The sequence below is a fragment of the Candidatus Magnetobacterium casense genome, from assembly GCF_019173545.1.
GTDB classification, from domain to species: domain Bacteria; phylum Nitrospirota; class Thermodesulfovibrionia; order Thermodesulfovibrionales; family Magnetobacteriaceae; genus Magnetobacterium; species Magnetobacterium cryptolimnobacter.
The window spans coordinates 1-2454 of record NZ_JABXWD010000458.1; the positions used below are offsets into that span (position 1 = coordinate 1).

Genomic DNA, 2454 nt, shown 5'->3' on the forward strand with positions numbered 1-2454 from the left:
AACATCACATCCCATTGGTAACCTCCTTGTCCCTATGCCTCTGATACCTCAGTGCCATCATCAGTGAAATATTACAAATCCATCGTGCTGGGCTGATTCAAAGGCACTGGCCCAGTCGTCATACTTTTCTACAAAATACTCGTCTGCGCCATCGCAAACCAAATCACGACAGCTAGTAAAGTCTTTGGATAGTTTAGCGCTCGTCTTGGGGCCAATAGCGCCCTCACAATCGGAAAAGGCAATTAACTCAACAAATGGTTTACCGGCATATTTACCTTCGTTTTCCCACACCTCATTCGGACTTGATGACAAGGCTCGGTGACACAACTCACTGCGCCATTCATTGTACCCGGAGTATGATCCAGCCCTAAATGAACCACATTCTGTACCAACATAACATCCAGGAACAGCACCGTCTAGCCTAATCTCCATACCAGAATATGGTGAATAGACATGATGATGCCCCCTTTCCCAATCCTCACACTCTTTATTCTCTCCCACCCTCTTACAGTCTCTGTAGTAGGTAATATCAAGTCCCATCTCACTCCTCCTTCTCTCTATGTCGTTGATATCGTAGAGCCATCATCAGCCAGTTGAGCGTTAGCCACTCCCCCTCCTCCCGCGACCCGGCAAATTGAAACCGAACATTAGGGTACTCCAGCATCCACAGCAGGGCGGAGTTGAGGGCTGCGGTGCCGGGGATACGGGACTTGCGGGCACCTTCATAGTCCCCGGTATAGTAGAACAGGCCCTCTCGGACTTGAGCAAGGCTGGCCTCGATCACCACCAGCGACCATGGTATGGCCTGTAGCCGCTCCAGCTCCTTGATGAACCGTGGCCGGGACTTCCCGAGACACCCCCAGTAGTCCGCCTGACTCTTCCGCTCCACACACACCCGGTCCTCCATGCCGGTGACAGAGTAATCCCCTGTCTTGATACCACTAACTATGGTCGGATGACCAACAAATATGTACGGTAACTGTTCCCTGGAATCGATCACAATACTACTGGTACCCCATGTGAACTTAGCCAAGTGGCATCTCCCGTTGAATCCGCCAGTTCACCCCCAGCGGTAACATAACTCCCCGTTCGATAATAAGCCAATCCTTATTAGCGAGGAATCGCTCCCGGCTGGTACAGCCATCCAGGCACTCCAGCAGGGCCAGGTGGAGGCCCACCGGGGTGTCTATCAGGTGGATGGGCTGCTTACAGCGGGGACAGGGACGGGACTGCCAGCGGCTATCCGAGGGCATTGCACACCTCACGCACATTACAGTGGTCACAGAGCCATGAGCTGGTCTTATTCTTCAGCATCTCCAGGCCCACCCTGGGGCAGGCATCGGCTATCTTGTGGGCATGAGTCTCATAGGACTGGGTGACATACTTGGGGTTGTGGAGTTCCGCCAGCGCATTCTGATAGAACCCCGCAATCTGCCGGACGGTGAAGGGATTCCCGAGGGGGCGGACTTCCCCAATCTCCTCCTCGGTCATGGCGGGAACCTCCTGCACCATGAAGCCGAAGAATGGGCTCATGTGGGAGGCGGTCAGGCGGGTAACCTGCCCCTTACCCATCTGCTCGAACAGTATCTTGTAGATGCTCAACTGCACCCGCAACTCGGGGGAGACCTCCTCCTTGGATAGCCTGCTCATCCGGTAATCCGAGTGGAACTTGGTATCGTCTATCCACCAGGAGCCATCCGGCAACTGCACCGCATTGTCACACTCGCCCTCAAACTCCAACCCGAACAGGCTGCCCACCAGCCGGAGAGGCGTAGCGGATGTCACTTCGTGGATCTTGGTCCCGCAAGCGGGGGAGTGGCCGAATGCCACATTGAAGGTGTAGGGTAGGAAGTCCTCCAGCAGAACCTCGCGGGGGCAGGTGAGCAGCCGGGTCGGGGTCAGGCGGCCACTACAATGTAGGGTGTCACCCATCTCATGGTTGACAATCCAGCGGTACCAGTTAATCTCGGAGGGCGATAGGGGGCACTTGACTGAACCCATTGCCGCAGCGGCAAAGTGTCCAGTATCAGTCTCCCCGCAGGCCGGGCAGATGAGTCTATTTATCGGCAAGGGGTGACTCCTTTTTCACATGGGACTTCCACAAGTCTGCCCTCACAAACATTACCCCAAGCCACCGAATGGAATCCCCGTCACCCACTACAATATGCTCCCTACCTAACTCATCATAGAACACATAGGCCGAGCATTCGGTGGAGCAGTTGGGGCAGATGAGGCGGGTGATGGGCATTACAGCATATCCTCCGGGTGCAACATATCGTAGCACTCGCAGCATTCCATCATGCCGGGCTCCCGTTCCCGCTTCCGGCAATGGGTGCAGGAACAGTCCTCGCAGAGCCCATCCTGCCAGGCGTAATCATCCTCGGTCATCCTGTCAGCGCATCTCCGGCACTGATACTTAGCCTTGCTCTCGTACCGTACCCAATCGGTCCATGT

General features: G+C 55.2%; 6 protein-coding genes. All 6 read right to left on the reverse strand.

Annotated elements, in window-relative coordinates; translation table 11 throughout:
- Positions 1 to 60: 60 nt before the first annotated feature.
- The gene (locus HWQ67_RS16290; RefSeq protein WP_218253741.1) at positions 61 to 540 is read right to left on the reverse strand and encodes a hypothetical protein; all 480 of its coding nucleotides are present in this window, start codon (positions 538 to 540) and stop codon (positions 61 to 63) included.
- Position 541: 1 nt separating this feature from the next.
- Positions 542 to 1033 carry a hypothetical protein gene (locus tag HWQ67_RS16295; RefSeq protein ID WP_218253742.1) on the reverse strand — a complete coding sequence of 164 codons (492 nt, stop codon included), beginning with the start codon at positions 1031 to 1033 and terminating at the stop codon, positions 542 to 544.
- Complete coding sequence (locus HWQ67_RS16300; RefSeq protein WP_218253743.1) at positions 1026 to 1253, reverse strand: hypothetical protein; 228 nt, start codon at positions 1251 to 1253, stop codon at positions 1026 to 1028. Before HWQ67_RS16300 ends, HWQ67_RS16295 begins: the two co-directional genes overlap by 8 nt.
- On the reverse strand, positions 1240 to 1785 hold the full coding sequence (locus HWQ67_RS16305; RefSeq protein ID WP_218253744.1) for a PD-(D/E)XK nuclease family protein: 546 nt from the start codon (positions 1783 to 1785) through the stop codon (positions 1240 to 1242). The genes HWQ67_RS16300 and HWQ67_RS16305 overlap by 14 nt, the downstream gene beginning before the upstream one ends.
- 271 nt (positions 1786 to 2056) lie before the next feature.
- Complete coding sequence (locus HWQ67_RS16310; RefSeq protein WP_218253745.1) at positions 2057 to 2248, reverse strand: hypothetical protein; 192 nt, start codon at positions 2246 to 2248, stop codon at positions 2057 to 2059.
- Positions 2248 to 2454 (reverse strand): hypothetical protein (locus tag HWQ67_RS16315; RefSeq protein ID WP_218253746.1); only part of this gene is annotated, 207 nt, incomplete at its 5' end. The genes HWQ67_RS16315 and HWQ67_RS16310, both read right to left, overlap by 1 nt.

Bases quoted from the DNA above. Each gene is read 5' to 3' on its own strand.
- HWQ67_RS16290 (WP_218253741.1), bottom strand. From the start codon at position 540: ATGGGACTTGATATTACCTACTACAGAGACTGTAAGAGGGTGGGAGAG.
- HWQ67_RS16310 (WP_218253745.1), bottom strand. From the start codon at position 2,248: ATGCCCATCACCCGCCTCATCTGCCCCAACTGCTCCACCGAATGCTCG.
- HWQ67_RS16300 (WP_218253743.1), bottom strand. From the start codon at position 1,253: ATGCCCTCGGATAGCCGCTGGCAGTCCCGTCCCTGTCCCCGCTGTAAG.